Source organism: Polynucleobacter sp. MWH-S4W17 (assembly GCF_018687535.1).
Taxonomy (GTDB): Bacteria; Pseudomonadota; Gammaproteobacteria; order Burkholderiales; family Burkholderiaceae; genus Polynucleobacter.
Genome location: NZ_CP061295.1, coordinates 1,288,895 through 1,313,994, shown reverse-complemented (window position 1 = coordinate 1,313,994; position 25,100 = coordinate 1,288,895). Strand labels below are relative to the sequence as shown.

Here is a 25,100-nt window from a genome sequence, read left to right as displayed (position 1 = left end):
AGAATGAACTATTTATCTATAACTGATACAGAGCGTTTTATCTCGAGCGCACTGCAAGCAGAGAAAGTTCCTGCAAGTGATGCAGACATCATTGCCAATCTGATGGTGCAGTCTGATCTCGTAGGCGCTGATGGTCATGGCATTTTCCGTTTGCCCGCCTATTTAAAAAGAATTCGTGCTGGCGGTGTTAATTTGCATCCCAATATTCATATTGAGCGCGAGCAGGGTGCAACTGCGTTGATTAATGGTGACAATGCCTTAGGGCACTTAGTCATGAATAGAGCCGTAGACCTCGCTATCGAAAAAGTGAAGCAGCACAGCGTATGTTGGATTGGTAGTCACTACGGCAATCATTCAGGCGCCGCTTCGGTATATGTTCGTAAGTTAGCGGAGCAGGGCTATATCGGTATTTATATGGCTGTTGGTAATGCAAATCATATGGCGCCATGGGGCGGCATTGATTTATTGTTATCAACCAATCCAATTGCGATTGCGGTGCCAGCAGGCGATGGGCCAACAGTGCTTTTGGATATTGCAACTACTGTTGCAGCCTACGGCAAAGTAAAAGTAGCTGCGCAAAAGGGGGAGTCCATTCCAGATGATTGGATGATTGATCGCCAGGGCAAGCCAATAACGGACCCTAAAAAATCTGCCGAAGGATCTTTATTGCCCATTGGTGGATATAAGGGTTATGGCTTAGCAGTCATGATTGGCTTGCTTGCAGGCGCACTTAATAATGCAGCAGTTGGCAAGGGAACAATTGATTTCAATGCTCACCACGACTTGGTTACAAACACGGGGCAAACGATTATTGCAGTCGATCCAAGTGCGTTTGGTAACACGGAAGAGTTTATAAACAGAGTAATTGCTTTAGTGAATGATTTGAAAAATTCATCAACATTGCCTGGCGTTAAAGAGATTCGTGTGCCAGGTGAGGGCGCAGCAAAAACAATGGCTGAGAGAAGTGAAAGGGGTATCCCTGTTTCGCCCGAGCTACTAGAGGCATTGAATGCTTGCGCTCAGGAATGCGGCATCCCCGCTTTAAGGTTTTAAAAAAATACTAAATTACTGGAGGAGACATATGTTTAAAAAACTAATAAAAAACATAGTAATAAGTGCGGTAGTTGTTCCGGCGGTTGTTCCAGTATTTGTGGGGGCAGCATTGGCTGCCTACCCTGATAAACCCATCAAGATGATGATTGGTTATGCGCCGGGAAGCTCTACTGATATTGTCGGCAGGATGATTGCCAATGATCTCAGTATTGCTTTAAAGCAGCCCATTATTGTTGAGAATCGTGGCGGCGCAGCAGGAAGCCTGGCAGCGGATGCGGTAGCAAAAAGCGCCCCTGATGGCTACACCATCTTGTTCGCACAAAATGGCCTGGCTATTAATGTGGCAGCCAATCCAAAACTGCCGTTCAATGGCCAAAAAGATTTATTGCCGGTCGTTGGGGTCGCGGCAACTCCTCATATTCTGATTGTCAATAACAACTCACCAGCCAAGAGTGTTGCAGATTTAATGGCAATGCTTAAAGCCGAGCCAGGTAAATTGAGTTTTGGCTCTTCAGGAATTGGTAACTCCGATCATATGGCTGGCGAATTATTTTTAGCCACTACTGGATTACAGGCGATTCATATTCCGTATAAAGGGGGGTCACCCGCTGCTACAGACCTAATGGGCGGGCAGATTGACTTTTATTTTGCAGGGATGCCAGTAGGCCTCCCTTTATATAAAGGCGACAAGGTAAGGGCACTGGCTGTTACTAGTAAAAATCGTTTTAGTGGCGCTCCAGAATTGGTAACGATTCAAGAGATGGGCGTTAAGGGTTACGAGATGGCTTTGTGGCAGGGAGTATTTGTTCCTGCCAAAACCCCTCAAGGAATCATCAAGGAGTTAAATAACTCTATTTTGAAGATCCTAGAAACCCCTGAGATGAAGGACCGCTTTCAAAAGGCTGGAGTACAAATTGCCCCAATGAATACGCAACAATTCTCGGACCTGTATTTTTCAGATATTGCTCGATGGAAGGTGGTGATTGAGAAGGCAAAGATCAAGCTAGATTAATCACCTGATCCTTAAAATAGAGGTTAAGCGCTGAGGTCAAAAACCAAGACCTCAGCGCTTTTTCCATTAGAAATTGCCAATCGATCTTCTGCTTGAAATAAGAGGGCATCCCCACCATCCAATGCTTGACCGTTCACATCAAGTGAGCCACGAATAAGGTGAACGTAGAATTTTCTATTGGGATCTAATGCTAGCTCGAATGATTGGCCCTTATCAAAGAATCCAGCATATACCTTGGCATCTGCATAAATTTTTACAGCACCATCATTTCCGGTAGGGGATGCGATGATGCGCAACTTCCCGGATTTTTCAATGGCGGGAATGGTTTTTTGCTCGTAGCTAGGCTCAATTTCTAAGACATTGGGCTCTATCCAGATCTGTAAAAAATGTGTGGTTTGATCTTTGGCGTGATTGAATTCGCTATGAGTGACTCCACTACCAGCGCTCATACGCTGGACATCCCCAGGGGGAATGCCTTCGACGTTTCCCATGCTGTCTTGATGGGCGAGCTCCCCTGATAAAACATAGCTAATAATTTCCATATTGCGATGACCGTGCTTTCCAAAGCCCATGCCAGCAGCTACGCGATCTTCATTAATGACGCGCAGATTCCCCCAGCCCATAAAGCGGGGGTCATGGTAGCCCGCAAATGAGAAGGAGTGAAAGCTTTTAAGCCAGCCATGGTCGGCATAGCCACGATCCTGGGATTTTCTAAGATTTATCATATTTTTAGGGGTGTTAAAAGACCAATTGAAAGAATCAGAATAAGCCTATTATCATTATCTTTAATGATATTTGCCGATTGGTAGCGCATGGGAAGCTTTAAACAAGACATTCATGAAACATTCTTGGGATTTTCTGAGAGCGCTCAGGAGAAGTGGGATGACTTTACGCAATTTCTGAGGGAGACCTGGCCGCTTCTAACCCTTCTTTTGTTAATCCTTATTGGCATCTGGTTGTATGCAGATCCACCCCCACCAAGACACGTTATGTTGGCGACCGGATCGCCTGGTGGCTCCTATGAAGTGCTTGGGAAAAAATATGTGGAATTTTTCAAGAAAAAAGGCGTCACTCTAGAGCTTGTTCGCACTATGGGGGCGCAAGAAAATTTAGATCGGCTATCGGATCGTAATGACCCTTTGCAAGCGGCATTCGTTCAAGCCGGTATTGATTCCGCTAATGAAGCCAAGGGGATTAAATCCTTGGGTGCAATTGCCTATGATCCTATTTGGTTTTTTTATCGTGGTCCGGAGCTGAAGTCTGCCGAGTCGGATTCTATTGGCGTTGTAATGCGACATTTTGTTAGTAAAAAGATTTCCGTAGGAATTGAGGGTAGCGGTACCTATGCTCAGTCAACCAAAATACTGAAAGCCGCCGGCTACGAAAAAGGAGTGCAAGTTCTCAATCTTTCTGGAAGTGACGCGGTTAAAGCGCTTCAGGCAGGTGAAATCGATGGAATTTTTATCGTGGATGCTTATGAGGCCCCAAATGTCCAGGTCTTGTTGCAGGATCCGAGTGTGCATCTAGTGACCTTTAAACGGGCAGAGGCTTTTGCTAAGTTAATTTCCTATCTACATATCCTTAACGTACCCCAGGGAGCCTTTAGTTTGCCGCGTAACTTTCCGCCAACTGATATGAAGTTGCTCGCCACAACTACCAATTTATTGATTGATGATCGTATGCATCCGGCTATTCAATTTCTGTTTCTTGAGGCTGCCAGAGAAATTAATGGCAAGGCGTCCTTCTTTGCCGAACGAGGGGAGTTTCCATCCTTCAAGGACTCCGGAGTAACTGAAAGCCCAGTTGCAGTTCATTACGAGAAAAATAATTATCCTTTATTGGCGGCTTATTTCCCCTTTTGGATTGCAGAGCTAATTAGCCGTCTGGTATTCGTGTTTCTCCCATTCTGTATTTTAGGCTATCCAATTTTGCAGTCTTTGCCAAGTTATCGCACTAAGCGCATGCAAAATAAGATTAATCGTTTATACAGCTCTTTGAAATCTTTGGAGCAAGAATTGCTCAATGGGTTTGACGATCAACAGCGGGATGAGTATCTAAAGAGGCTCAATTTACTTGAGTACCAGGCTTTAAATATTAAAGTTTCTAAGCGCCTGTCTGGCGACTACTATGCCTTACGAGCTAGCATTGATTACGTGCGTAATTGCTTGAATAGGGGCGTACACCCCTATCAATTTGATGAAGTTGTTGACCTAGGCTCTGGCAATATGCGCTATTAGATTTATGGCGCCTTATTAGCTTATAAATCTGGGTATATGATCGTAATAACTTAGAAATTTATACCCTTTTATGAGACCTTACGACCATCCCTCTAGAGCAGTCTTGCATGAAGAGGTTCATGCACGTCCTCCAATCCCACTGTGGCCAAATGAAAGGGTGATATCCCAATCCTTTTTATTGGATGCCGCCTCTCGTCAGCAACAAATCCAGTGGGTGCAAAAATTAGGCAATGCCTTAGGACGTCCTCCAAATACAGATGACCACTCTTTTATGATCTTGCGGTTAGCGCCAGAGCCCGAAAGAGTGCTGGTGAAGTGGGAGTTGCACGGAGAATTCGCAACCATTGCGGTAATTTTTCACAACAAGTCGAAGGTGAAAGAACCTTTGCTCAAGTCTAGATTGGAAAATGAGCGCGAGTTAGATTTACTTTTTAAGGATCTAGGTTGCCCGATCATCTCTGAGGCTGGCGGCCAAAGAATTTCTGCTTTAGATTTAGTTTTTGAGCATCGTCCACTATTTATAGAGGCGCAAGAAGTGTCCGAAATTTTTAGCGGCAATACCGTTTTAGGTAGCCACATCTTTTCTAGTAAAAAGGCTCAGTTATGGACCGACTTACAACTTGATCAGGATGGATTCATTTCTTTTTTCATCCCGCATGAGGGGATGGGCTCAAGACAGCTAGGGCGAATCGCTAGGGCGTTAGCAGAAGCAGAAACATACCGTATGGTTGCCATGATTTCTTTTCCGGTAGCTAAAAGCCTTTCTTTGCCATTAAGAGAGGCAGAGTCTGAGTTAGCCGCCTTGTCTGAAAAGATATCGCAGTTACAAGGTGAGGCCGGTGTGAATACGGAAAAAGATGGGATTTTTCTAGAAGAGCTTTCTCGCTTAGCTTCTCGTATTGAGCAATGGATCTCTGGGTATGGACTTCGATTTACTGCTTCTGAAGCCTATAGTCAGCTTCTATCAAAGAATTTAATAGGCTTAAATGAGTCATCTATCCCAGGGGTGCAAACATTGTCCGAGTTTATGGATCGGCGTTTTCAGCCAGCTATGGGAACATGCATTTGGACTCAGCGACGTTTACGAGAATTATCTGATCGTATCTCCAGAACAACGCAAACCCTAAGAACTCGAATTGAGTTTGTAAACGAGGAGCAAACGCAAAAATTACTAGCTAGTATGGATCAACGGGCCAGATTACAGTTAAGACTTCAAGAAACGGTCGAGAGTTTATCGGTGCTGGTGCTAACTTATTATGCTGTGAGTTTATTGGCATACATTGTCAAAGGCGGGAAAGAGGCAGGTCTCGATATTCACCCTGAGATTATTGCTGCTATAGCGGCGCCAGTGATTGCCATTATTTTCATAATTATTAGTCGGCGTAGACGGCATCGGCTATCGTCTTGATGTCCTGATCAATAAAAAAGAGACTCGAAGGTCTCTTTTTTATTAAGGGTAAAGGCTCTAGCCCAAGCTATCAGCCCAGATGTTATGAGCCCAGCCCCAGGCGTATACCCCTTCAAGAGTTGAGGGTGCTGGAGATAGCCCTCCTGCACCATGAACAGGTTCAAAAGTTTTCTTAGTAGCACTGTATTGATGAACGCTTGCCACATGAATCACTTCTCGTTCGTTCACAAAACTGTAGCAAGTATTGTTTACTACTGGCGCTGGATTAACTTCCCAATTACTGAGTTCGGCCACAATCGCCGCAGCCGCCACTTTGGCGTGTTGATTGGCCATGTGCCCTGACTTAGGCATTGCTGGCGCTACTTGAATCGAGTCACCCAAGACATGAATGTCTTTTTGTGCAGTAGATTCAAAGTTGAGGTAATTTACATTAACCCAGCGGCCATTGGAATTTGCTAACCCAGTTTTGACGGCAATCTCACCTGCGCTCATCGCCGGTAGGATATTTAAAACATCCGCCTTAATATCGTCCTGGACTTCAAATTTCAAAGTTTTTGTTTTTGCATCCACGGCGGTGACATTGTATTTGGGTAAATACTCAATCAATCCTGAGTACTGTTCTGCCCACACCTTCTTAAAGAGCGCACCTTTTGAAGTGACATCTTGGTTGGCATCCAAAATGAGAACTTTAGACTTAGGCTTGTGGTGCTTAAGATAGTTTGCTACCTGGCAGGCTCGCTCATAAGGACCGGGAGGGCAGCGATACGGTGCTTCCGGAATACTAATGGCAAAAGTGCCACCATCACGCATAGAGGCGAGTTGTTTATGTAAGGCGGTAGTTTCAGGACCCGCTTTCCAGGCCTGGAGGGTAACGCCTGCTTTATTGGCTTGAGCCAGTCCTTCAATACTATTCATGATTAAGGTAACGCCAGGTGAGACGATCGCTTTGTCATAACGCAAGGTTTTCCCAGAGGCAAGCTTAACTGTTTTTTTATCGGGGTCGATGCTGGAGACGCTGTCTTGAATGATCTTCACGCCATGACGCTTGCTCAGATTGTCATAAGGGGTCGTGATTTCAGATATTGTGCGTGAGCCACCTACAACTAAATTAGATAGTGGGCAGGAAACAAAAGCAGCATTAGGCTCAATCAACGTCACCTTGGCGGTATTGTTGGAAAACAGGCGTAAATATTTAGCAGCAGTAGCGCCACCATACCCTCCGCCAATCACGATGATTTCTGCCTTTTGTAAATTTGCGTGGGCTTGACCAGAAAAGCCTGCCATCAAACCAAGTGCGGCGGTGCTCTGACCAATAAAGTGTCGACGATCCATGATGGGCTTCCTTATTAGTTCTTGCCAAGTTGATTGGCAATGGTATTGAGCTGTTCTTCGGTATAGCCCTTGGTCAGCTGCGGCATGATAGTACCCTCTAATGAGCCAGATTTATAAGCCATCAATTTTTCTAATATTTGTGTGTGAGTGAGATTGTTGATGAGTGGGATGTTGCTATCAATAACACCGTTTCCTTCAGTGCCATGACAATTGGCGCAGGTTGCTGCAAGGCTGCGTTTATATAAATTGCTTGCATCTGGATTTTGCGCTAAAGAAAGACTGCTCCATAGACACAATCCAATGTATGTCGATACTACGATTGCGGGTCTTGAAAACAGTGCTCGCATGCGGTTTTTCTCCATTCAAATTATTTTTTTTGACTCATAGGTTTATTGCTTTATGAGTATCTTAATCAAGAAATCCTTAAAAAGTAGCGCTTACCTCAGATTCATTTTTCATAAGTTCATTCGAAAATACGGGCCTGATGTGTTTTGTTGGAATTTTCTATAAGCCCTATAAACTACGGGTATGAGAATTTCATTTTCTTACCGTTCCGCCTTATTGATACTCCTTTTAGGTGTATTTACCTACCTTTATGGTTTGGATAGCCGATTTGCACCAAAAAACGGTGATGAGTACCCCTATATGCATATTGTGCGTATGACGGCGGAGTCGAGCCAATGGCTGCCGTTGCGGTCTGAAATGGATGGCATCAAAAATACCAAGCCACCACTGATATTTTGGCAAGGTATTGCTAGTACGAATTGGGCAAGTGAATGGAGTTTGGCAAATTTGCGTTGGCCCAGTGTTCTATATACCGGACTCACAGCATTTTTCTTATTTTTAGCAGTCCAACGTTTCAGTGGAAAAACGCAAACTGGAATATTGGCAGCATTAGTTTGGCTCTCCTTTTTTGCAACCTATCGCTATGGTCGACCATTCTTAGCAGATCCTCCGGAAGTATTTTGGATATCGCTACCATTTATGGCGATTTTGTATTGGGGTAAAAGTGCATTTGAATCTAAATTCTTTTTCCCATTGATGGCGGGGGTTTGTTTTGGTCTTGCACTATTTGCAAAATCTTTTGCCTACATCGTTCCTGCTACTTTTGCTTTGGGGCTGTATTACTGGCGCTGGCGGCAGTGGAGTATTCCTCAGGTACTTATCCGCGACCTATATAAGTTAATCCTGATCGCTGTACTTGCCCTGGGCGTATTTGCCTTGTGGTTTGCCATGGACCCTTATCCAGAAGCTGTTTGGAAAGAGTTTGTACTGGGCGAGAATGCCGGTAAGTTTGCTGCACGCCGGTCTAGTTATTTCATGGATTTGCTGCGCGGTGGCGACAGTATTTGGCTTTTAATTTTGACGACGATTACTAATGCTGGCTTATTTAGCTTTGTGTTGATATCGAGCTTGATGCAATGCTGGCGTGCACGTCGCTTTCTGAATTTAGAAGAGGTTCTATTGCTGCTGTTGATAGCAGCGTTCTTCATTGTATTCAGTCTACCTAGTCAGCGTTCAGGTCGCTACCTTTTACCAGTGATGCCAGCCTTTGCGGTGCTGATTGCCTTATATTGGGACAAGTTGCCTTTATGGGGCTTTCGCATTGCTTTGCTTTTGCAATTACTGGTGTTATCGCTCTTGCTATGGATTGGTATCAACCTTCAGTTCTCACAATTTATGGGTGATGCTGGCGCATGGACATACTCCTATTGTCATTGGATCCTCATGGCAGCAGGAATACTGCTGGTCTTGCTGGGTTTACTGAATCAACGTTTTACCAAAACTATTTCTTTGGCAGCCTGCTTTTTGGTTTATTGCGGGCTGACTAGTAGTCTTGCTCCATTAGAAGGGCGCTTAGGGCGCTACTCGGCAGAAACGATTACTCAGTTGCAAGGCAAGGATGTTTGGATTCCTTGTGACTATCGAGCCAAGGATGAGGAGTATCGATTATTGCTACCGGGTGCAAAGCTGCATGGTTATTTGGCTAAGGATGCTGCTGAAGTCGCAACCCTTACCTCTACCTATCCCCTGGTAGCAGTGCATACCCCGTTAGGTTCTCTGCCAGCAATCTGTGAGTCTTGTCAGATTGTTGGGCAAAGAATGGAGATGAGGGCACGTCACTCAAACGAAGAAATTCAGGAGATGATGATGGGGAAAATTGGCAAGCATTTATTCGTTAATGAATACCTGATCTCTACACCGGTAGCAAACCCAGATTTATCGAACTTAAAGGATGTTTGTAGATGAGTCGTGTCATTGCCCTTTGTTTTTTGTTGCTTGCTGCAGTGATTGGCTTTCTGCACATTGATAGTCGCCCAGTATGGGCGCCATTTGCGACTCCTTCTTTCCGGGTAGATGAAGTTCTGGATGAGACTGCAGTAACGAAGACAAAAAGTCCCATCAAGATCAACATCCCCGCGCCTCAATCACATTGGCTTCCTGATACTGGTGCTGCCTCAGTCCATGCAGCTTCAATGATTGCCCTCAAGGATGGTGAAGTGAGAGCGTTTTGGTTTGCCGGTAGTCGCGAAGGTGCTGCTGATGTATCGATCTATAGCTCCGTATATGACCCGAAGTCTTCTAGCTGGAGTGCGCCCACTGTTATGATAGATCGCATTAGCGCAGAGAAGGGGCTTTCACGTTATATCGCTAAGTTAGGCAATCCTGTACCAGCCAGATTAGCTGATGGTCGTCTGCAATTGTTCTTCGTCACCGTCTCTATTGGCGGTTGGGCGGGCAGTTCAATTTCTGCCATAACTTCGGGTGATGAAGGTTTGACCTGGAGCAATCCGCAACGTCTCATTAGCTCCCCATTACTAAATTTAAGCACCCTTGTGAAGTCTCCTAATGTGATGTTCGCCGATGGCTTGCTGGGATTGCCTGCCTATCATGAATGGATAGGGCGTTTTGGCGAGTTTCTAAGAATAGAGGCAGGTCAAGTAATCGATAAACGTCGTATGAGCTCTGGGCGCGGTGCGATTCAGCCACTTGTATTTGTCAATGACACGCAAGATGCTAGCGCTTATTTTCGACAAACGCGCAGCTCAAGCCTACCAAAGCAAATTCCGGTCGCCCATACCCAAGATGCGGGTCAAACATGGCAACATTCAGAAGATTTGGCAATAGCAAATCCGAATTCTGCGGTTGCAGGACTCATGTTAAAAAATGGCGCTCGTATTTTGGTTTTAAATAATATTGAAAATGGGCGCTATCGCCTGGTCTTATTGATGAGCGATGTCAAATCTGGGCAGTGGCAAACCGTTGAAGTATTAGAGGATGATGAGACTTTACCTGAGGCTCAACGTAAAGAATTCTCATACCCTTACTTAATCACCGTAGACGGTGACGATGCGCATTTGGTTTACACCTGGGATCGTAAGAAAATTCGGCATCGTTATTTTTCTGGTGCTTGGCTAAGACAGGCCCATCAACAAATAAACAGCGCTGAAGCAGATCCAGCTCATCAGGAGGTGCAGCAATGAATCAGCTCATGCAAATCATAGCTTTGATTGAATTGTCTATTTCTTGTGCGGTAGTGGGTATTTGGATCTTGCAAAAGTTTTCTTCAAATCCTTTTCCATTTGCTATAAAAGTATTTTTAGTCCTTCTGATGGGAAATATTCTGTTTTGGCCATTTGGTATGAATTTACCCTTGGTGGCTTATGTACGCGGCTTGACTGGTGATCTGAGCATCGTGCTGACTTTATTGTTGTGGAGCTCATTGCTACCAGCCAATAAGCCTACGCCAATTGCTTTCAAATTTTCCGTGGCAATCATCTCCCTATGTTTTTATCCATTTGCCTTGGGCTTGGGAATGATCGACCCTTATGCATGGGGCTATGGATCCATAGCATTCTTAATTGGGGTCCTATTTTTTGCCCTAGTGTGTGGCTTGGCAGGCTGGACGAAGGGTATATGGATTATTGCTATCGCCATTCTGGCTTGGACAGTCCACTGGCATGAGTCGGCCAACCTTTGGGATTACTTGCTTGACCCATTCTTGGCTATTTGGGCTCTGTTTGCTCTTATAGGGGCCATCTATAGAAGGCGTAGAGATAAAGCTCGCTCTGGATACTTATTTAGACCGGGCTAATGCCCAAAGCATTGCAAAGTAGTAGAGTGGGTTAAATCTAGTGAGCTATTTATTTAGAACAATATTGAGGCGGATATGAAGCGGACAAGTCAAAAAACTATTCCTGCGCAGAATGCAAAAGTTGGATTGCTAACGCTGGCATCGATCGCTTTAGGATCTCTTCTGAATGGATGCGTTATGAATCCTGGACCGTATCAATCAAGTGGCTACTATTATCCTCAGGGTTATATGCAAAGTGGCGGATCTGGTAGTCCTGGCTATACCCAGGATTCAAGCTATAACGCAGGCCCACAAACTATTTCTTCAGAGCAATTGCAGTCCTTAGTTTCGCCAATAGCGCTATATCCCGACTCCTTGCTCTCGCTGATGCTTCTAGCCTCAACGTACCCCTTAGAAGTTGCTGAGGCCTATAACTGGCGCACTAGCAATGCTTCATTGAAGGGCGACGATCTACAAAATGCGCTCAAGGCACAAAGTTGGAACGACAGCGTGAAATCCTTAATATCGTTCCCAGAAGCATTCAATATGATGGGCAGCAAATTACAGTGGACCCAGAATCTTGGCAATGCTTATAAGCTCCAGGCTGCTGACACAATGCAAGCGGTTCAAATCCTTAGAAAAATGGCTATCAAAGCTGGTAACCTTAAGTCTAATAGGCAAATTACTGTCACTACCGATGCGGGTGGTAACGTCTTGATTAGCCCGGCTAATACAAAAGTGGTTTACGTTCCAAGTTATAGTCCAACAGTTGTTTATGGATCATGGCCCTATCCAGAGTACCCACCATATCCTGTCTATGACCCTGCTTGGGGTCTGATGACTTTTGGCCTAGGCTTTGCGATCGGAGATGCTTTCTGGTCATCCCCCAATTGGAACAATGGCACGATTAATTCCACAACAATTAATGCCTCAGGGCGTGTACCTTCTCGGGCAATTATCGGACCAGCAAACATTGCTAACCAACAGCGCTTACTAAACGATTGGAAAAATAACGCCACTCCAGGCGAGAGGCAGGCGGCCAGAATGGATGGTCAACGCGCTAACAATGCTTTTCAGAAAGATGCAACTCCTGAAGAAAGAAATCAAGCAGCACGTTTAAATCAAGAAGCACGCAATGATGCCCAGATGGATAGATCTAATCCCAATATCTATCGCGAGGCCGCTCAAGAAAACGCTTTGCGAGATCAAGCCCGCTTTGATGGCAATCAAGATCGCTCACGTAGCTTTGATAACGGTGGGCGAGATGGTGGATTTGGCGGTGGCCATATGGGTGGGTTTGGTGGTGGCGGTGGTGGCGGCCACATGAGTGGATTTGGCGGTGGCCACATGAGCGGTTTTAGGCGTTAACCTTTATTGAGAGAAAGAATCATGAAAACATTCATAGCAACATTCGTAGTTATTGCATCCATCCTGTCCCTTGCCCCAACTGCATTTGCGCAGAAGGATCTCCCAGCAGATGATGCTAGTACTGCTGCATTTGTTGAGCTCTGTAAAAATCCTGATGATGAGCAAGGCCGCAGTTTTTGTTTTGGCTTTGGCGAAGGAGTGTATCAGGGATACTTAGCGAATCGTCGTCCAGACGCCAAGCCAGCCATTTGCTTTGCAAATAAGAGCGAGACTCGTAATGAGGTCTTGCAAAAGTTCCTGGCGTGGTCCAAGACAAACCCTCAGTTTAATAAAGAGAAAGCAGCTAAAACTTTAATGCGTTTCTTTACTGATAATTACCCCTGTAAATAAGAACTCAGCACAATAAAAAAGCCAGCGAGATGCTGGCTTTTTTATTTCTAAGGTAAGCCCTTAATCCGCATAGGCTCCAGCCTTGCGAATTACAGGACCCCATTTATTAATCTCAGCCTCAAGATGTTCTTGCAAGCCTTTTGGAGTTCTCTTGGCTGGTGAAACAATTTCAATATTGGACTCTGCTAAACGAGCCTTTACTTCAGGGTCATTCAAAGCAACGTTAAGCGCCTTATTGATTTTAGCGACGACTGCAGGAGGCGTGCCTTTAGAGACATACATACCATGCCAAACTTTGACATCAAAGCCTTTAAGGCCTTGCTCATCCAAGGTAGGGATATTTGGTAAGGCTGGCAGGCGTTTTGGTGTGGTAACACCATAGGCTTTTACTAAACCATCTTTAATATAGGGAACAGTCTGTGTGGTCTGATCGCAGAGTAGGTCAACCTGGCCGCCAAGCAAATCGGTTAATGCAGGGCCAGTTCCTTTGTAGGGAACGGTTGTTAATTCCACGCCTTCGCGCGACATAAATAAAAGGCCACATAACTGAGATACCGCACCAGGACCAGCGTTTGCCAGCGTCACTTTATCCTTATTGGCCTTGATGTAAGCCTCTAATTCTTTAAAGTTGTTTGGTGGGAAGTTCTTGCGACCCAAAAGTACCATTGGTACATCCACGACTTGGCCGATGTATTCAAAGTCCTTCATTGGATCAAAGTTCAATTTTTTATACAAAGCCGGTGCGGTAGCCATACCCATGTGATGAATGAAAATCATATAGCCATCTGGAGCGGAGCGCGCAACACGGGTGGCTGCAATGGTGCCACCAGCACCAACAGTATTTTCAACAATAACGGTTTGGCCCAATTCTTTACCCATCGGCACGGCAATTAGACGAGCAACAGCGTCTGTAGGTCCGCCAGCAGCAAAGGGCACAACCAATGTGACGGGCTTATTTGGATAGGGATCTGCAGCTAACGCATTACCTGCAATAAATCCTAGGGTAGCGATTGCACAGAAACCGGCAAATAGTGATTTACGTAATTTCATTTTTGTCTCTAGTAGTAGTTATAAAAATTATATGAGTGCAAAACAACTCAGAGTTATTTTGCCAGTTTTGCAACTCTTTAGACAGAGGAAACTCTTAGTGTTTACCAGCAATAGCCAGGGTTCTTTTAGCCAGCAACACAACTGGGCGATCTATCATGCGGCCATCGAGCTTTACTGCACTGCCCTTGGAGGTCATATCTGCCTCAATAACCCGTTGGGCCCAGGCCAGATCTTCTTCAGTTGGGATAAATGCCTTGATGACGATAGCCACTTGTTTTGGGTGAATACAGAGTTTTCCACCAAAACCCATACGTTTTGCACGCTCTGCGTCATCGGTAATGCGCTCAATGTCGTCAGTGGATGGTGTAACTCCATCAATAGGAGGGGCAATCTGTGCAAGTCGTGATGCTAAAACGATCTGGAAACGTGCTGTTTGCAATTCCGTTTCTTGAAGATCACAGACCATGCCTAGATCCGCTTGTAGATCTAAATTACCCAAAGCAAGGCGAATCACTTGATTGGAGTTTGCAATTTCTTTTAGTTTATCCAGCCCAATTGCCGTTTCAATCATGGGAATAATTGCGGTATTAGGAAGTATGAGGGCGGCGCCATTAATTTGGTCGAGCGATTCACTCTTGGGAATTAATAGGCAGGCAACTTCAAGTTGTTGCGCAAGAATTAGGTCAGCCGAATAAAATTTACTACCAGGTGAATTTGTGCGAATGACTAGTCGCTTCTTTTGCTCAGGGCTAAAGCTAGGCCATGCTGTACGAATGGCGTCACGTGCATTCTCTTTATCTTCCTCTGCAACGGCATCTTCTAGATCCAAGACAACGCCGCTAGCGCCACTATCGAGGGCTTTCATAAAACGTTCAGGACAAGTGCCCGGTACAAATAGAAAGTTAGTGCTAAAGCCTAGCGGTGTATCAAGTGGGTTCATATCAACCTAAAAAAATAAGGGGGCGAATAGTAGATTTGCTTATGTGGACGGCAGTAGAAAGCTTATCTTGGCTTGTTTGCGGATATTCCACAAGAGATCAATTGCTTTGCTCATCTCTGTTGGGCTAGCACCCCCGCTAAATGCTGCTAAGCGCATTGCTTTATCGGTAATCTCTGCGCGAGATAGGGTATTACCAGGGTCGCCTTTAGGTTCATCCACCCGACCCTCCAGAATTTGCCCATTGTTCAAGTGAACTTTGACTTTGCCAATCCAACGTTGCGGATAGGCGCCATCTACCTCAGGATCTAGCGTCATCGAGACGCGCTCACGGAAGGCGCAGATTGCATCATCATGAAAGTGCCGATCAAATTCTTGTAAGCCAGCAAATTGGTAGTGTGCAACTAAAGCGAGCACCGTTCCCATAGAGAACTTGGACTGATGAATGGTAGTAGGGTCAGTTACTGGGCCCAAGACATCAATAGCGCCTTGGTGAACCAAGGTTTCTACTTTCGCAATATCGCTAGGAGATAGTTTGTTTGCCAGCATGACTTGCAGTAGAGCGTCAGCAGCAGGGTGAGTGTGACGGCAGGAGGCGTAATACTTAAAGCTGGTTTCTGCTAAAGCCCAGCGGGTACCTAAACGATCAACCAATTTACTGGGGCGACTATCGCTTGACATGCCTGCCGCTAATCCCTGCTTGCCTTCCAGGATATGTTCAGCGCCTGTAAAGCCAGCTTGTGCAATATAGGCGGACATTAAGCCAGTGGAGGCCGCATGGGCCGTATGCAATTGTTTGGAATCTGCGGCATCACGCAGAAACTCCCAGAGGCCGGCTGACTGCGTGCCCGCTGAACCAAAGGCATGGAGCATTTGTTCTGAATTGAGTTTCAGTAGGCGACCAACTGCCGCAGCTGCAGCTAATGTGCCGGCCGTTCCAGTGGTATGAAACACTTTGTAATGAGAGCGACCTAAAAATTCACCAACCCGAATGCCTACCTCGTAGCCTGCTACTACAGCAACTAATAAATCTTCACCAGATGCACCAATGGCTTGCGCACAAGCAAGTGCAGGTGGAAATACTACGGTGGCCGGATGAAAGACTGAGCCATTGTGGACGTCGTCTTGTTCTGCAACATGTGATGCTGCAGCATTAGCCATAGCCGCTAAAATGGGGCTAGAAGTTTTGCGAGAAATTAAAACTTCAGAGGGGCCAGCGTGTGTTGCATTAAACCCACCCATATTTTGTGCAAACTGAGTAATGAGCTCCACTGGGCGCGAGCCTCTGCCAGCAATAGCGGAACCAAACCAATCGACTAATAGGTCTTCAGCACGGTTCATGACATTACTTGGAATGTCTGCAGCTTGTAAATTGGCCGCAAAGCTAGCTAGCTCACGAGAAAGGTGTTGAGTGGTCATCAGTAAACCTTCTTGTGATTAGGCTAGAACAGCAGTGGCTTGCATAGTGAGCCAACCTTCATGATCCTCTGCCCAAATGGAAATAGTTTTTCCACTCGGATCATTTTCTAGATCCGGCTTGGCATTGACTTTAAAGATATTGATATCAAAAGTAGGGCGTATCGCGCGGAACTCAAAACTCTTAAGCTTGCATCCTGGAATACTTTGACGCACTAGATCAACTAATAGAGTCGCAATCAAGGGGCCGTGAACAATGAGGCCTGGATAGCCCTCAACTTCAGTAACATATTTGCGATCATAGTGAATTCGATGGCCATTAAAAGTTAATGCTGAATAACGAAATAGAAGTACGTCATCAGGCGTAATTGCTTTACTCCATTTGGCATCCGTCGGTGCGGCAGTAGGGGCAACAGGTTTATCGTCTGGCCCTGGCGCATCGCGATACACAATGTCATGCTCTTCAATAATCGCTAGACCGTTCTGGTTAGAGATTTTGTGATTGACCAATACGAAAATTAAGTCGCCTGTGCGACCTGCTTTATGGCTTACGGACTCAATCGTGGAAACGCGTTCAATCTCGTCGCCAACAGCAAGTGGTTTTAGCCATTCAAGGCGGCTACCTGCCCACATACGACGAGGTAGTGGCACCGGCGGAAGAAAGCCACCACGTTTTGGATGACCATCAGGTCCGATTTCGGATTCGCGGGCGTGGGGCAGAAAATACAACCAGTGCCATAGCTCAGGTAAAAAAGTCCCCTTACTTGGTGCAGCATCATTGCGATCCAAAGTTGCGGATAGTGCTCGCACAGGGGCTGCTGTGACGGTGTCTTGTAGAGACTCGGTTTTACCAAGCCATTCTTGCAGGTGGGTGATAGTTTGAGATTCGATTCGCATAAGTTCCATTATGCCAATCTTGTGAAAAAACTCACCCTATCAAAATAGAGATGTAATAGAAGAGCAATCCAGCCAAGGCTGAACCGCCCAATACTGAAAGAACACCCTTTTGAAACTTAAATAAAGCCAAACCAGCTAAACCGCAGATCAAAATCGAGATCCAAGAGATAGATCCGCCAAAGCCTCTTGGTAAAAAGACGTGATAAGCAAAGAAGAGGCCTAGATTAGCGATGACGCCAACCACTGCTGCTGTGATTGCGGTTAGCGGTGCTGTAAATCCTGGCTTGCCATGGGTTGACTCAATTAACGGACCGCCCACCAAGATAAAAAAGAAGGAGGGTAAAAAAGTAAACCAAGTAGCAACGCAAGCGCCTAGCACTCCAAACCAAAATGGGTTGCTGTTGCCAATCAGATATTGAATATGTCCTGCAAGGTAGCCAACAAAGGCTACCACCATGATCAGCGGGCCTGGCGTTGCTTCACCCAGCGCCAAACCATCAATCATTTGATTGGCGCTGAGCCAATGAAAGTGCTCGACTGCTCCTTGATATACATATGGAAGCACAGCATAAGCGCCACCAAAAGTCAGAAGGGCGGCTTTGGTAAAGAACCATGCGATATTTGGGTATAAGGTTTTCCAGCCAAAGATTGCTACTAGCGTACCAATAGGGGCTAGCCAGCAAGCAAGCGCAACACCACTATAGCGTATCGTTTTTGAATAAGTAAATTTGGCGTGCTCGGGAGTAGGGGTGTCGTCATCAATGATGGCGTTATCAAATTGTTTTGCTTCTTTCGTACTATGCCCACCAGCTTGTTGGAAATATTCTGGATAGCGTTTGCCTCCCCAGTAACCGATTGCTGCCGCAATGAGCACGATGATGGGAAAAGCGAGATTCAGAATAAAGATGGCTAAAAAAGATCCAAGGGCGATCCATTGAAGTGCTTGGTTATGAATTGTGCGTTTACCAATTCGCACTGCAGCGTGCAATACGATCGCAGTCACTGCAGGCTTGATACCAAAAAAGATGGCTGCAATCCAAGGAACTTGTCCGAAGGTGAGGTATACCCATGACAAGCCAATCAAAATGAATAAGGAGGGCAACACAAAGAGCGTACCCGCTAGGATGCCGCCCCAGCTGCGGTGCATGAGCCAACCAATATAGGTTACTAGCTGTTGGGCCTCGGGCCCTGGTAATAGCATGCAGTAGTTCAGAGCATGTAAAAAGCGCCGCTCAGAAATCCAGCGACGCTTTTCAACTAACTCTTGGTGAAGAACGGCAATCTGTCCTGCGGGCCCACCAAAACTGATAAAGCCTAGCTTAGCCCAAAACTTCAGGGCCTCGCGCAGCGAAATACTCAAACTTCATCCATTCCGCCAACTACTTGACTAAAGCCGTTGTCAACGTAAATGATTTCAGCGGTGATGCCATTGGCTAAGTCAGACAATAAGAATGCAGCAGTATTGCCCACATCATCAATGGTCACATTACGACGCAGTGGGGCAGTTTCCTCAACCGCTTGCAAAATCTTGCCAAAACCTTTAATGCCAGAAGCCGCTAGAGTTTTAATTGGGCCAGCAGAGATGCCGTTAGCGCGAATGCCTTTAGGGCCAACTGAGCCAGCGAGGTAGCGAACGGATGCTTCAAGCGATGCTTTTGCTAAACCCATAGTGTTGTAGTTAGGAACATTCTTCATGGATCCTAAATAAGTTAATGTGAGCAATGAAGATTTATCACGCAACATTGGGAGTGCTTCTTTTGCCATTGCTGGAAAGCTGTATGCAGAAATATCATGAGCAATCTTGAAGCCTTCACGAGAAAGACCTTCCAAAAAATCGCCAGCAATTGCTTCGCGTGGGGCAAAGCCAATCGCGTGTACAAAACCATCAAATTGGGGCCAGGATTTAGCTAAATCCTTAAAAAGGGCGCTGATTTGTTCGTCGCTGCCCACATCGCAGTCAAAAATCAGTTCGGTATTGAATTCTTTTGCAAAATCAACGATACGGTCCTTAAAGCGCTCACCTACATAGGTAAAGGCTAGTTCGGCACCTTCGCGGTGGCAGGCCTTGGCTATGCCATAGGCAATAGAGCGATTAGAGAGGAGGCCGGTAATGAGGATTTTTTTGCCGGTGAGAAAGCCCATGTTGTGTCCTTTACTTCAAATATGATTAGCTATCTACAATTGTTGCATATATGTCCACCTTAAAGCCCATTCGACAAATTGCCTATTTTTTGCTGCTAGCCCTGCTAGCGGGGCTAGGGGCCAATATCGCTCTGGCAGGACAGGGGATTGCGCAATACGGCAAGCCTAAATATCCTGATGGATTTGCCCATTTTGATTACGTTAATCCCAATGCTCCCCGGGGTGGAACCCTGGTCTTGCCAAACCCGGGGCAAAGAACGAGCTTTGATAAATTTAATCCATTTACCCTGAGAGGTATCACTGCTCCCGGTATTGAATTGATGTTTGAGTCCTTGGCCGAAGGAAGTGCGGATGAGGTCTCTAGTATTTACGGTTTATTGGCAGACGATATTCAGGTGGCCAAAGATCACAAGTCGGTTACCTTCCATCTTCGATCAGAGGCAAAATTTTCAGATGGCAGTCCAGTCTTGGCTGCTGACGTTAAATATAGTTTTGATACCTTGATGAGTGGTAAAGCGCATCCGCGTTATAAAACTACTTTTGCGGATATTAAAGAAGCGGTTGTTTTGTCTGAACGATCCATCCGCTTCGACTTTAAGAATGACAATACTGAACTACCTATTTTGGCGGGGACATTTCCAGTGTTCTCACGGAACTGGGGTAAGCAAGCTGATGGAACGGTGATTCCATTTGAGAGTCTTGCCTTTGAAATGCCAGTCGGTAGTGGGCCTTACTTGATTGAATCTTTTAAAGCAGGTAAATCGATTGTTTATAAAAAGAACCCAAACTATTGGGCTGATCAACTCGGTAAACCATTAAATGTCCGCGTTGGCTTTTATAACTTTGATCGTGTTCTATATAAGCTCTATAGCGATGATGCTGTTAGGTTAGAAGCCTTTAAAGCAGGGGAGTTTGATGCTCTGGTTGAGTATCGCGCCAAGATATGGGCTAAAGGGTATGTTGGCTCTAAGTTTGAGCAAGGTGTTCTCTTAAAGAAAGCATTCCTAAATCACAATGGCGCTGGCATGCAAGGTTTTGCCATGAATGTGCGACGTCCTATTTTTAAAGATGCGCGTGTGCGCGAAGCCTTAGGTTATGCGCTTGACTTTGAATGGCTTAATCGCCAAATATTTTTTGATCAGTACAGCCGTATCAATAGTTATTTCACCAACAGTGATTTGAGTGCCAACTTTGACGGCCCTCGCAAACCTACAGAGTTAGAGCTAAAGCTACTTAAGCCCTTAAAAGCAAAATACCCACAGTGGGTTCCAGATGCCGTCTTTGAGCCAATGCCTGCGGCGCCATCAACTAAGCCGCCCGGCAGCCTACGCCAGAACTTAAAGAAAGCCCGTGAGCTCCTTCTTCATGCCGGCTGGCAATATCGTGACGGTGCATTACGCAATGAAAAGGGTGAGCCATTTCGTTTTGAGATTGTGGAAGATGGCGGGTTCTTCTTGAGAGTGATTTCTGCTTATGTACGCAACTTAGAGAAGCTGGGAGTGGAGGTAGATATTAGGACTAGCGACTTTGCTTTGCATCAAAAGCGTATGAATGAATACGACTTTGATATGACCACCGTCAGATTTCAGGACTCCCAAAATCCAGGCAATGAACTCTGGGATCGCTTTGGCAGTCAGGCTGCTAAAGAAAAAGGCTCTGATAATGTGATTGGTGTGCAGTCTCCTGTGGTGGATGCTTTGATTGATGAAATTACCAGAGCACAAAATCGGGAACAGTTAAGAACCGCAACGAGAGCCCTAGACAGAGTTCTGTGGAATAGTTATTACGTTGTGCCGCAGTGGTACAACCCAACGCATCGTGTTGCCTTCCGCCACGAGATGCGTTATCCAGAACCTCCTTTGTATTACTCGGCCGAGACATGGATCATGCAAAATTGGTGGAAAGAAGAGGTCAAATAATGCAAGGTCAAATGCGCGCTTATATTTTTAAACGTTTGCTCTTGATGATTCCTACCATCTTGGGAGTATTAACGCTTACCTTCGCAGTAGTGCAATTTGTTCCTGGTGGTCCAGTAGAGCAAATGGTATTGGAACTAAAAGGGAAGGGTGGCGCTGCAACAGGCGGCTCCGAGTCCTCTGGGTCCGGATCAACCTATCGCGGCCGTCAAGGTGTGGATGCACAGCGCCTAGAGGAGGTGAAAGCGTTATATGGTTTCGATAAGCCACCACTTGAACGCTATTTCATGATGTTAGGCCGCTTTGCCAGATTCGACTTGGGTCAAAGCTATTACCAGCACGAAAGCGTTTGGACTTTAGTGGTCTCTAAGTTGCCGGTCTCGATCAGCATTGGACTATGGACCTTCTTCATCACGTATTTAGTTTCCATACCCTTGGGAATAGCTAAAGCAGTGCGCGATGGTTCACGTTTTGATGCCGTAACCAGCAGCATGATCTTGGTGGGTTATGCGATTCCTGGTTTTGTATTGGGTGTCTTATTGCTGGTGCTTTTTGGCGGAGGCAGTTTCTTGCAGTTATTCCCGCTACGAGGCCTCACTTCAGATAATTGGAGTGATCTGAGTTTGGTTGGCAAAGTCATGGATTACTTGTGGCATTTAGTGTTGCCGATTACCGCCTCTGTTTTGGGTAGTTTCGCCGTAGTCACGATGTTGACTAAGAACTCTTTTTTGGAAGAGATTCGTAAGCAGTATGTTTTGACTGCGCGCGCAAAGGGCCTTACTGAAAAGCAAGTGCTATGGAAGCATGTATTCCGTAACGCACTCTTGCCCTTAGTAACGGGTTTTCCGGCCGCATTTATCGGCGCATTCTTTACTGGCTCACTATTGATCGAAACACTATTCTCATTAGACGGACTCGGTTTGCTTTCGTACGAGTCTGTAATGCGTCGTGACTACCCAGTAGTTTTCGGCACTCTGTATTTATTCACTCTGATTGGCCTATTCACCAAGTTAATCTCTGATCTTTGCTATGTTTATGTAGACCCACGCATTCAGTTTGGTGCAGGAGGCGGCTCATGAGTCGTTGGCAGCGCTTCAAAAATAGTCGTATAGGGTATGTAAGCTTATGGATCTTCATGATCCTCTTTGGCTTATCGATGTGCGCTGAATTGATTGCGAATGATAAGCCTTTGGTGGTGCGCTATGAAGGCCATTTCTATTTTCCGATTGTGAAGAGTCAGCCAGAAACTGTTTTTGGTGGTGACTTTGCGACTCCAACTGATTTCTTAGATCCCGATATTCGTCAGAACATTACTAGTAATGGAAACTGGGCAATCTACCCGCCGATTCACTATAGCTATGAGACGCTCAATTATTTTTCACAAGTGCCTAATCCAGCACCACCATCATGGGAGAACTGGTTAGGGACCGATGATCGTGGGCGCGATGTTTTGGCTCGCCTGATCTATGGTTTTCGCTTATCGATTCTTTTTGGTCTTGCACTAACGATCGTTGGCGTGAGTGTGGGCATCATCACTGGATCCTTAATGGGCTTCTTTGGAGGAAAGTTTGACCTAGTCTCGCAGCGCCTGATAGAAATCTGGTCAGCTATGCCAGAGCTGTACTTGCTCATCATTTTTGCCTCAATCTTTAATCCCAGTGTTTCCCTACTGATTATTTTGTTAGCCGCTTTTGGTTGGATGGGCCTATCAGATTACGTCCGTGCAGAATTTTTCCGCAATCGCGCCCTGGAATATGTGCGTGCAGCAAGAGCATTGGGTTTAACCAATTTGCAAATCATGTGGCGTCACATTCTGCCTAATAGCTTGACACCAGTGATTACCTTTTTGCCATTTCGCATGAGTGCCGCCATTTTGTCGTTAACCAGCTTGGACTTTTTAGGCTTGGGTGTACCCCCAGGTACTCCAAGCTTGGGTGAACTACTCTCTCAAGGCAAAAGCAATCTTGATGCCTGGTGGATCTCTCTATCAACCTTTGTTGTCTTGGTCGCAACTCTGTTGCTATTAACTTTTATGGGTGAAGCATTGCGTAATGCTTTTGATTCTCGCAAGGCTGGCGTAATGAGCGGAGGTCGTTCATGAGTTTGCTTCGTTATGAAGATCTGTGTATTTCATTTGGAACGGGTCGTCGTGAAAAGTTTGCAGTCAATCATCTGGATTTAGAAATCGGCATTGGCGAGCGTGTGGCATTAGTTGGGGAATCTGGCTCAGGTAAGACGCTGACTGCATTGGCGCCATTACGTTTAGAGCCCGAGGGCGCCAAAGTCTCTGGAAAGATTTTGTGGAATAAAAAAGATGGGGAGGGTACGGTGGACTTGCTCTCGATGTCTATCCAAGATATTCGGGAGATTCGTGGTCGTGAGATTGCGATGGTGTTTCAGGAGCCGATGACGGCTCTGAACCCACTCTTTACTGTTGGTAATCAAATCATCGAGGCAGTACAAATCTATCAACCTTTGATTTCTAAGGCGGATTCGATTGATGCTGCAATTGATCTACTCAGAAAGACGGGCATTCCAGAGCCTGAACGCCGCTTTCATTCATATCCACATCAACTTTCGGGTGGCCAAAGGCAGCGCGCCATGATTGCGATGGCTTTGGCATGTAAGCCACGGCTACTGATTGCCGATGAGCCTACGACAGCTTTAGACGTGAGCTTGCGTTTGCAAATCTTGGATTTACTCAAAGAGCTCCAAGAAGAATCCAAAGATCATGGTGGCATGGGCATTCTGTTGATTACCCACGATCTCAATTTGGTGAAGCATTTTGCGCAACGTGTAGCTGTCCTAAATCAAGGTAACTTGATGGAGGCTGGGCCAACCAAACAAGTGTTTGAGCGCCCAGAGGATCCTTATACGCGTGCCTTGGTCAATAGTGAGCCGGTACGCGATCTGGCACCTCTGATGCCATTAGCTCCGGTATTGTTGAAAACAGAGGACCTCTCGGTTGCTTACCCGAGCGAAGAATCAGTCTCCTGGTTTAAAAAAGCGCCATCACATAAAGTATTGAAAAAAGTGAGCTTTGAACTAAAGCAAGGTCAGACCATTGGTGTGATTGGAGAGTCTGGCTCTGGCAAAACCACCCTAGGTATGGCTGTACTCGGCTTGCTAGGTGATTCAATGGCAGAAGTGAATGGCAATGTTGATGTGCTTGGTAGCGATTGGCAAAAACTCAAGCCTATTGAGCGACGTGCGATGCGTTCTAGCTTGCAGGTGATCTTTCAGGATCCCTTTGGCTCGCTGTCACCGCGCATGAACGTATTGCAGATTATTTCTGAGGGATTGGATGTGCATTTTCCGAAACTGTCTACTGCAGAACGTGAGACACGTGTAGTGGATATGCTCAAAGAGGTGGGCTTAGATCGTTCTGCGCTTCTGCGCTACCCACATGAATTTTCTGGAGGGCAGCGCCAGAGAATTGCGATTGCGCGTGCCTTAATTTTGCGCCCACAAATTTTGGTATTAGATGAGCCCACCTCGGCATTGGATGTCTCTATTCAAAAACAGGTACTTGCCTTATTAACCGAGCTGCAAAAAAAGTACAACTTGGCGTATCTCATGATTAGTCACGATCTAGCAGTTATTAGAGCAATGTCTCACGAGGTGATGGTTCTCAAAGGGGGCAAGGTGGTGGAATTTGGTGATACCGAAACCCTGATTAAGTACCCTCGTCAGACCTATACGAAAGAGCTATTTGCTGCTGCAGAGCTGACTTAGATAGCAGATCAAAACCCCCCTGAATGGGCTAATTTGGTGCATTTGCCCCGATATAAAGCAAATTTATCATTATAAACAAAGACTTAAGCATAGAGTGAAGACTTGGTTAATTGAGGGTTCTTTGTTAAACTG

General features: G+C 45.8%; 22 protein-coding genes. 13 read left to right on the top strand and 9 right to left on the bottom strand.

Annotated elements, in window-relative coordinates; genetic code table 11:
* Positions 1-3 precede the first annotated feature (3 nt).
* Positions 4-1,053 (top strand): Ldh family oxidoreductase, encoded by a 1,050-nt coding sequence (locus C2755_RS06470; protein ID WP_215276812.1) that lies wholly within the window; start codon positions 4-6, stop codon positions 1,051-1,053.
* Between the two features lie 28 nt (positions 1,054-1,081).
* Entirely contained in the window at positions 1,082-2,065 is a 984-nt protein-coding gene (locus C2755_RS06465) for a tripartite tricarboxylate transporter substrate binding protein (protein ID WP_215320165.1), read from the top strand.
* 23 nt (positions 2,066-2,088) lie between these two features.
* Here the strand turns inward: C2755_RS06465 and C2755_RS06460 are convergent, their stop codons facing one another.
* A complete protein-coding gene (locus C2755_RS06460) occupies positions 2,089-2,790 on the bottom strand; it encodes a pirin family protein (RefSeq protein ID WP_215320163.1) in 702 nt (233 codons plus the stop codon).
* Between the two features lie 87 nt (positions 2,791-2,877).
* On the opposite strand from C2755_RS06460, the gene C2755_RS06455 reads away from it, so the two are divergent.
* Both C2755_RS06455 and C2755_RS06450 read left to right on the top strand, forming a co-directional pair.
* Positions 2,878-4,302, top strand: coding sequence for a TAXI family TRAP transporter solute-binding subunit (locus tag C2755_RS06455; RefSeq protein ID WP_215320161.1), 1,425 nt, complete (start codon positions 2,878-2,880; stop codon positions 4,300-4,302).
* Between the two features lie 70 nt (positions 4,303-4,372).
* A complete protein-coding gene (locus C2755_RS06450) occupies positions 4,373-5,710 on the top strand; it encodes a DUF3422 domain-containing protein (protein WP_215320159.1) in 1,338 nt (445 codons plus the stop codon).
* A gap of 57 nt (positions 5,711-5,767) precedes the next feature.
* Here the strand turns inward: C2755_RS06450 and C2755_RS06445 are convergent, their stop codons facing one another.
* A complete protein-coding gene (locus C2755_RS06445) occupies positions 5,768-7,042 on the bottom strand; it encodes an NAD(P)/FAD-dependent oxidoreductase (protein WP_215320157.1) in 1,275 nt (424 codons plus the stop codon).
* Positions 7,043-7,056: 14 nt separating this feature from the next.
* The gene (locus C2755_RS06440) at positions 7,057-7,389 is read right to left on the bottom strand and encodes a hypothetical protein (RefSeq protein ID WP_251368445.1); all 333 of its coding nucleotides are present in this window, start codon (positions 7,387-7,389) and stop codon (positions 7,057-7,059) included.
* Between the two features lie 181 nt (positions 7,390-7,570).
* Here C2755_RS06440 and C2755_RS06435 point away from each other — a divergent pair, with 181 nt between their 5' ends.
* The 5 genes from C2755_RS06435 to C2755_RS06415 all read left to right on the top strand — a co-directional run bounded on the left by C2755_RS06435 (position 7,571) and on the right by C2755_RS06415 (position 12,875).
* The gene (locus C2755_RS06435; RefSeq protein ID WP_215320155.1) at positions 7,571-9,292 is read left to right on the top strand and encodes a glycosyltransferase family 39 protein; all 1,722 of its coding nucleotides are present in this window, start codon (positions 7,571-7,573) and stop codon (positions 9,290-9,292) included.
* Entirely contained in the window at positions 9,289-10,527 is a 1,239-nt protein-coding gene (locus tag C2755_RS06430) for an exo-alpha-sialidase (protein WP_215320153.1), read from the top strand. Before C2755_RS06435 ends, C2755_RS06430 begins: the two co-directional genes overlap by 4 nt.
* Complete coding sequence (locus tag C2755_RS06425) at positions 10,524-11,138, top strand: hypothetical protein (RefSeq protein WP_215320151.1); 615 nt, start codon at positions 10,524-10,526, stop codon at positions 11,136-11,138. The genes C2755_RS06430 and C2755_RS06425 overlap by 4 nt, the downstream gene beginning before the upstream one ends.
* Before the next feature lie 75 nt (positions 11,139-11,213).
* A complete protein-coding gene (locus tag C2755_RS06420; RefSeq protein WP_215320149.1) occupies positions 11,214-12,485 on the top strand; it encodes a DUF3300 domain-containing protein in 1,272 nt (423 codons plus the stop codon).
* Positions 12,486-12,506: 21 nt separating this feature from the next.
* Positions 12,507-12,875 (top strand): Rap1a/Tai family immunity protein, encoded by a 369-nt coding sequence (locus C2755_RS06415; protein ID WP_215320147.1) that lies wholly within the window; start codon positions 12,507-12,509, stop codon positions 12,873-12,875.
* Between the two features lie 60 nt (positions 12,876-12,935).
* Here the strand turns inward: C2755_RS06415 and C2755_RS06410 are convergent, their stop codons facing one another.
* The 6 genes from C2755_RS06410 to fabI form a co-directional block, all read right to left on the bottom strand.
* Positions 12,936-13,925: a tripartite tricarboxylate transporter substrate binding protein BugD gene (locus tag C2755_RS06410; RefSeq protein ID WP_215320145.1), complete on the bottom strand. Its 990-nt coding sequence runs from the start codon at positions 13,923-13,925 to the stop codon at positions 12,936-12,938.
* Positions 13,926-14,019: 94 nt separating this feature from the next.
* Positions 14,020-14,865 carry a CoA ester lyase gene (locus tag C2755_RS06405; protein WP_215320143.1) on the bottom strand — a complete coding sequence of 282 codons (846 nt, stop codon included), beginning with the start codon at positions 14,863-14,865 and terminating at the stop codon, positions 14,020-14,022.
* Between the two features lie 39 nt (positions 14,866-14,904).
* Positions 14,905-16,281 (bottom strand): MmgE/PrpD family protein, encoded by a 1,377-nt coding sequence (locus C2755_RS06400; protein ID WP_215320141.1) that lies wholly within the window; start codon positions 16,279-16,281, stop codon positions 14,905-14,907.
* 18 nt (positions 16,282-16,299) lie between these two features.
* Positions 16,300-17,184 carry a MaoC family dehydratase N-terminal domain-containing protein gene (locus C2755_RS06395; protein ID WP_215320139.1) on the bottom strand — a complete coding sequence of 295 codons (885 nt, stop codon included), beginning with the start codon at positions 17,182-17,184 and terminating at the stop codon, positions 16,300-16,302.
* A 22-nt stretch (positions 17,185-17,206) separates the two neighbouring features.
* Positions 17,207-18,535 (bottom strand): chromate efflux transporter, encoded by a 1,329-nt coding sequence (chrA, locus tag C2755_RS06390; protein WP_215320136.1) that lies wholly within the window; start codon positions 18,533-18,535, stop codon positions 17,207-17,209.
* Positions 18,532-19,317: an enoyl-ACP reductase FabI gene (gene fabI / locus C2755_RS06385; protein ID WP_072583474.1), complete on the bottom strand. Its 786-nt coding sequence runs from the start codon at positions 19,315-19,317 to the stop codon at positions 18,532-18,534. The genes chrA and fabI overlap by 4 nt, the downstream gene beginning before the upstream one ends.
* 50 nt (positions 19,318-19,367) lie before the next feature.
* Between fabI and C2755_RS06380 the strand changes: the two genes are divergently transcribed.
* Genes C2755_RS06380 through C2755_RS06365 form a run of 4 tightly spaced genes read left to right on the top strand, consistent with a single transcriptional unit; the run spans position 19,368 to position 24,968 of the window.
* Entirely contained in the window at positions 19,368-21,236 is a 1,869-nt protein-coding gene (locus tag C2755_RS06380) for an extracellular solute-binding protein (protein WP_215320134.1), read from the top strand.
* An 11-nt stretch (positions 21,237-21,247) separates the two neighbouring features.
* A complete protein-coding gene (locus tag C2755_RS06375; protein WP_215322324.1) occupies positions 21,248-22,312 on the top strand; it encodes a microcin C ABC transporter permease YejB in 1,065 nt (354 codons plus the stop codon).
* Complete coding sequence (locus C2755_RS06370; RefSeq protein WP_215320132.1) at positions 22,309-23,334, top strand: ABC transporter permease; 1,026 nt, start codon at positions 22,309-22,311, stop codon at positions 23,332-23,334. Before C2755_RS06375 ends, C2755_RS06370 begins: the two co-directional genes overlap by 4 nt.
* Entirely contained in the window at positions 23,331-24,968 is a 1,638-nt protein-coding gene (locus C2755_RS06365) for an ABC transporter ATP-binding protein (RefSeq protein WP_215320130.1), read from the top strand. Before C2755_RS06370 ends, C2755_RS06365 begins: the two co-directional genes overlap by 4 nt.
* The last annotated feature ends 132 nt before the right edge of the window (positions 24,969-25,100 follow it).

What these genes read in the sequence shown, in the direction of transcription:
- C2755_RS06470 (WP_215276812.1), top strand. Translation starts at nt 4, where the DNA reads ATGAACTATTTATCTATAACTGATACAGAGCGTTTTATCTCGAGCGCA.
- C2755_RS06465 (WP_215320165.1), top strand. Translation starts at nt 1,082, where the DNA reads ATGTTTAAAAAACTAATAAAAAACATAGTAATAAGTGCGGTAGTTGTT.
- C2755_RS06460 (WP_215320163.1), bottom strand. Translation starts at nt 2,790, where the DNA reads ATGATAAATCTTAGAAAATCCCAGGATCGTGGCTATGCCGACCATGGC.
- C2755_RS06455 (WP_215320161.1), top strand. Translation starts at nt 2,878, where the DNA reads ATGGGAAGCTTTAAACAAGACATTCATGAAACATTCTTGGGATTTTCT.
- C2755_RS06450 (WP_215320159.1), top strand. Translation starts at nt 4,373, where the DNA reads ATGAGACCTTACGACCATCCCTCTAGAGCAGTCTTGCATGAAGAGGTT.
- C2755_RS06445 (WP_215320157.1), bottom strand. Translation starts at nt 7,042, where the DNA reads ATGGATCGTCGACACTTTATTGGTCAGAGCACCGCCGCACTTGGTTTG.
- C2755_RS06440 (WP_251368445.1), bottom strand. Translation starts at nt 7,389, where the DNA reads ATGCGAGCACTGTTTTCAAGACCCGCAATCGTAGTATCGACATACATT.
- C2755_RS06435 (WP_215320155.1), top strand. Translation starts at nt 7,571, where the DNA reads ATGAGAATTTCATTTTCTTACCGTTCCGCCTTATTGATACTCCTTTTA.
- C2755_RS06430 (WP_215320153.1), top strand. Translation starts at nt 9,289, where the DNA reads ATGAGTCGTGTCATTGCCCTTTGTTTTTTGTTGCTTGCTGCAGTGATT.
- C2755_RS06425 (WP_215320151.1), top strand. Translation starts at nt 10,524, where the DNA reads ATGAATCAGCTCATGCAAATCATAGCTTTGATTGAATTGTCTATTTCT.
- C2755_RS06420 (WP_215320149.1), top strand. Translation starts at nt 11,214, where the DNA reads ATGAAGCGGACAAGTCAAAAAACTATTCCTGCGCAGAATGCAAAAGTT.
- C2755_RS06415 (WP_215320147.1), top strand. Translation starts at nt 12,507, where the DNA reads ATGAAAACATTCATAGCAACATTCGTAGTTATTGCATCCATCCTGTCC.
- C2755_RS06410 (WP_215320145.1), bottom strand. Translation starts at nt 13,925, where the DNA reads ATGAAATTACGTAAATCACTATTTGCCGGTTTCTGTGCAATCGCTACC.
- C2755_RS06405 (WP_215320143.1), bottom strand. Translation starts at nt 14,865, where the DNA reads ATGAACCCACTTGATACACCGCTAGGCTTTAGCACTAACTTTCTATTT.
- C2755_RS06400 (WP_215320141.1), bottom strand. Translation starts at nt 16,281, where the DNA reads ATGACCACTCAACACCTTTCTCGTGAGCTAGCTAGCTTTGCGGCCAAT.
- C2755_RS06395 (WP_215320139.1), bottom strand. Translation starts at nt 17,184, where the DNA reads ATGGAACTTATGCGAATCGAATCTCAAACTATCACCCACCTGCAAGAA.
- fabI (WP_072583474.1), bottom strand. Translation starts at nt 19,317, where the DNA reads ATGGGCTTTCTCACCGGCAAAAAAATCCTCATTACCGGCCTCCTCTCT.
- C2755_RS06380 (WP_215320134.1), top strand. Translation starts at nt 19,368, where the DNA reads ATGTCCACCTTAAAGCCCATTCGACAAATTGCCTATTTTTTGCTGCTA.
- C2755_RS06375 (WP_215322324.1), top strand. Translation starts at nt 21,248, where the DNA reads ATGCGCGCTTATATTTTTAAACGTTTGCTCTTGATGATTCCTACCATC.
- C2755_RS06370 (WP_215320132.1), top strand. Translation starts at nt 22,309, where the DNA reads ATGAGTCGTTGGCAGCGCTTCAAAAATAGTCGTATAGGGTATGTAAGC.
- C2755_RS06365 (WP_215320130.1), top strand. Translation starts at nt 23,331, where the DNA reads ATGAGTTTGCTTCGTTATGAAGATCTGTGTATTTCATTTGGAACGGGT.